This window comes from bacterium, assembly GCA_040753555.1.
In the GTDB taxonomy this organism is placed as follows: Bacteria; UBA9089; UBA9088; order UBA9088; family UBA9088; genus JBFLYE01.
The window spans coordinates 1-3,922 of record JBFMDZ010000188.1 but is presented as its reverse complement, the minus strand read 5'-3'; the positions used below and the strand labels follow the sequence as shown (position 1 = coordinate 3,922).

Annotated in this window: 3 protein-coding genes; all 3 read right to left on the bottom strand. The window is 35.0% G+C overall.

Going from position 1 to position 3,922, the window contains the following annotated elements; genetic code table 11:
• Positions 1 to 366: 366 nt before the first annotated feature.
• Genes AB1630_10980 through AB1630_10970 form a run of 3 tightly spaced genes read right to left on the bottom strand, consistent with a single transcriptional unit; the run spans position 367 to position 3,812 of the window.
• Entirely contained in the window at positions 367 to 1,236 is an 870-nt protein-coding gene (locus AB1630_10980) for a hypothetical protein (GenBank protein ID MEW6104315.1), read from the bottom strand.
• A complete protein-coding gene (locus AB1630_10975) occupies positions 1,233 to 1,958 on the bottom strand; it encodes a T9SS type A sorting domain-containing protein (GenBank protein MEW6104314.1) in 726 nt (241 codons plus the stop codon). Before AB1630_10975 ends, AB1630_10980 begins: the two co-directional genes overlap by 4 nt.
• Complete coding sequence (locus AB1630_10970; GenBank protein MEW6104313.1) at positions 1,959 to 3,812, bottom strand: cohesin domain-containing protein; 1,854 nt, start codon at positions 3,810 to 3,812, stop codon at positions 1,959 to 1,961.
• Positions 3,813 to 3,922 lie beyond the last annotated feature (110 nt).

The window sequence follows — 3,922 nt, the reverse complement described above, 5'->3', positions numbered from 1 at the left end:
CCCCTTCTTTAATATCGGCAGATTTGGTATTTTTCTTAAATATTTCTTTTCTTTTTGTTTTTTTAACAATAATCCATTTTATCTTATTGTTTATATAGATTTGTAAAAAGTTGGGGAAGTTCTGGAATTAAGCATGAAATCCGAAGCACGAAGCACGAAACAATATCTAAATTCAAAATTCTAAACATAAGCGTTCGTTCCTCTAAATTATATTGTTTTGAATTTTCAATTTTAGTCATTTGAATTTGTTTTAAGATTTCTGATTTCGAATTTCGGATTTCATTTGTTCCATTAAAGCTAAACACATACGAAGAAAGAAGTCTTTAGTCTAATGTCTTCTTGGAGATTTTTGCCAAAGTTGAATTATTACAAAGGATTAAAAATCAGTGTTTCATCCGTGTCTATCTGTGGCTGAATAGTTACAGATATGGAATGGACACTTTCAAAGCTTAAGGGAAGAAAATTGTAAGATATTGAGATATTCTTGTGGTTGAATGAAAGCCCAAAATCGGGATTTTTGTCAATGTAGCCTACATTAAGGAAAAAGAGGCTATTGATAAACCATTTAAAGCCTAGTGAGGCATCGAATTTTCTATCATCTGATGTAAGGAGGTCAAGATTAAAGGCAATTTTTCTTTTCTTATAACCTACTCCAATCCCAAATTCCTTTGGAAAAATTTCCTTTTCTTTTATAAATGAAAGACTTTTTAATGTGATATTTTTAATTGAGCCTCCTAGAAAAAGGGATTCTATTGGATTAAAAATAAACCCAAAGCTTGTTTCTATCCCATCTGCGTTTATGTCATTTATAGATTCCCGGACAATGTTTATATTTCCTCCAAAACCTGCGTTTTTTGTTTTTACTCCCAAACCAAACCTGGAACATATGCTATCTGCAGAATATTCTCTTCCTGTTCCATCTTTGCTATTGTGCGTTGTCTCTTTAATTCTTCCATAATCAAGGTAATTTAATGAATACAAAATGGCAATATTCTTAAATGGGATGCTTAAGGCTAATGAGGAATATTTTGTCTCACAAAGGTAGCTTTTATAGCCAAATAGAAATGATGGTCCTTCTAATGTTCCAATAATAGCTGGGTTTTGTGAGACGCTCTCAATATCTCCACAGATATAGCCCCTTTCAATCCTTAAAAAATCCCCTCCAAATGTTCCCTCCTTTTCCTCAATTGCCAAAAGAAAAGAGGGGATAAGAAAAAAAAATAAAATTTTTCTCATTTTGCAATCCCTATTTTTCCCATTGTTTTTCTTCCATCCCTATCTTTTATCTGATAGATATACATTCCAGATGAGATGGGTTTATTGAATTGATTATCAAGCATCCATTTTGTAGGGCTTCTTACATCCCTAAATTCCCTTATTAGCCTTCCTGAAATGGTATAGATAAAAATATCAGAACCATCTGGGGTCTCAAAGACTATCCAGGGGTTTATCTCCTTATCAGAGCGCCAAGGGTTTGGATAGACATTTATATTATCAAAGGCTGTGGTTGGAATGGAATGGATATAGGCATTTGTAATTGTCTCAACAGGAATATCAGAAGGTGTGCCTGTCAAGATTATATCAGAAAGGGTAAGGCTTCCATTCCAGCCTTCACTTAAAGAAAGAAATCTGATTAAAGCAATTGTTCCACTTCCATTCTCTATATTTCCATAATCCTTTGCTGCAGCAATAAGAACCCTTTGTTTATCATCATCTGGTGGAAGAAAAAAATCTCCTATATCATCAAATAGAGAGCCAGCTGTTGCAATTTCAAAACCCAATTTTGTGCTGTCATAGAAAAGATTAAGCTGAGCTCCTGTTAAACCAGAAAATTCTTCAGCAAAAATTTCTAATGTAAACCTTTCGCCCTTTTTTATAAATATATCGCCTGGCTTTATTTTTATATTTGCCGAGAATGAGATATGGGCTAATATTAGGAAAAAAAAGAGCCTTTTCAATTATTTTGATATAGCCAATGTCTTTATATCAGAGAATTTGCCAGAGGATAATTTGTAGAAATAAAGACCATTAGACACAATCTCTCCATTGTTATTTTTCATATTCCAGTAGGCTGCGCTTCCTTCTTCCAATTTTTTATAATACTTTTTTTCCTTATACCCAAGGTCTATATTCTTCACTACCTGGCCAACAATATTGTAGATAACAATCTTTGTATCCCCTCCCTGGCTAAGTTGGTAGGGAATCCAAACACCACTTTTTGCTGGGTTTGGAATGGATTGAAAAAGGGCTGAATATGATGGGCCACAAGGTGATACATTGGCATTTTCTATTGTATAAGCATTTATTTTTCCCTCATTGTTTAGAAGATAGCTTTCAGAGATTGAAATGCTTGTTTCATCGTCTGTTAATGCTATAAACTCTAATGTTGCAATAGCTCCATCTTTTGCCCCTTGTTCTATATCCCCTCCATATCCATCTATGGTAATTAGCCCCTCTTTTGTTTCATAGCTGAAACAATCGGTTAAGCAAGTTCCTTCTTTGACAGAGACCAAATTAAGTTTCTTTAGGTCGTATGTTATATTTATTTTATCTCCTATAATCCCAACAGAGTTTTCTATCCTTACATCAACCTTAAAGTTACTCCTTTTGTCTACTTCAATCATAGGTGGGTCTATAAAAAGCCTTGGGGTGCTATAATTCATTGATAAATCCTTTTGTCTGTTGCTCCACCTCCACATCTTGACAAAAAGCATAAGGTCCCACATATCAACCTTTCCATCTGGCTGTGAGATGATGTATGGAGGGTCTCCTTCCTGATTTTGTCCTCCAATATCACCATTTAAGTCCTTTGTGCGCCAATATTTAATGAATAGAAGGAGGTCATAGATGTCTATCTTTTCATCAGAACTAGTAGTTCCTTGCCTTCCAAAATCGCAGGCATACCTTACTGCTATAGGATCTGTGCTTTTTGATACATTAGCTTGAGAGTCATTTACCATAATGGTCATTGTTCCTACTTGATATCTGGTAATCGTAGAAATGCTTATACCATTTGTAAAAGAGCCTGTTGTTGAGTTTATTGTCCCTAGGCTTGAAGATATGGATATTGGACCTTTGTAATCAGAAACTAGTTCATTTGCCTGATTCTTTGCTGTTATTGTTATTGTCCATGGTCTTCCTGCAATAACATCAATGGGATATAGAAGGTCAAAATTGGCAAGGTTATATGGATAGATATATCCACAATAAGAGGTAGATGGAATTTTACCTGCTTCTATGTTTTGTAATGTTGCTGTTCCGATATCTATAATGCTTGTTGGGTCATCTACAAGGGATTGAAATATTGCCTTTTCTATAAGTGTTCCTGTTCCTGTAAATGAATTGTCAAACTTTGCGCCAGTTACCTTAATATATCCCAAAGAAATAGTGCTGGTATCTACCTCAAAAAACACACTTCCTGTCCAAATTGTTCCTTGTATTGGTATTCCTATTAAAGCCAGTTTTGATTGGTTAAATAATAAATAAAAATCTGCAAGATCTAAACCCGAAACATCATTTACCATTACATCAACACTAAATGTCCCATTCTTCTTTGTGTAGGTTTTTTCTGGAATAACCCTTATCTTTGTTCCTGTTCCAGAAAGAACCTCAACTGAGGTAATATTTGATATTGCTGTAAGGCTTCCTGGTTGATGCCAGCAGATAAGGTCTCCTGGAATATCAGCGGCAAGATAGGGATCATTTATGCTATTTGTAATTAAAACCCCTTTATCTCCGCCATTCTCAATCACATAATCCCAACACAACCCTCCTAAAACTAACATACCTAAAATCTTTTGTCGAGTAGACATTTTCTATAACCTCCTATATGTTATTTTATGCCCCTCACAGAACCGTGCTTGTGGATTTCCGCAACGTGGCTCTTCAGCAATGCTTCCTCTATACGAGGACAGGGCATATG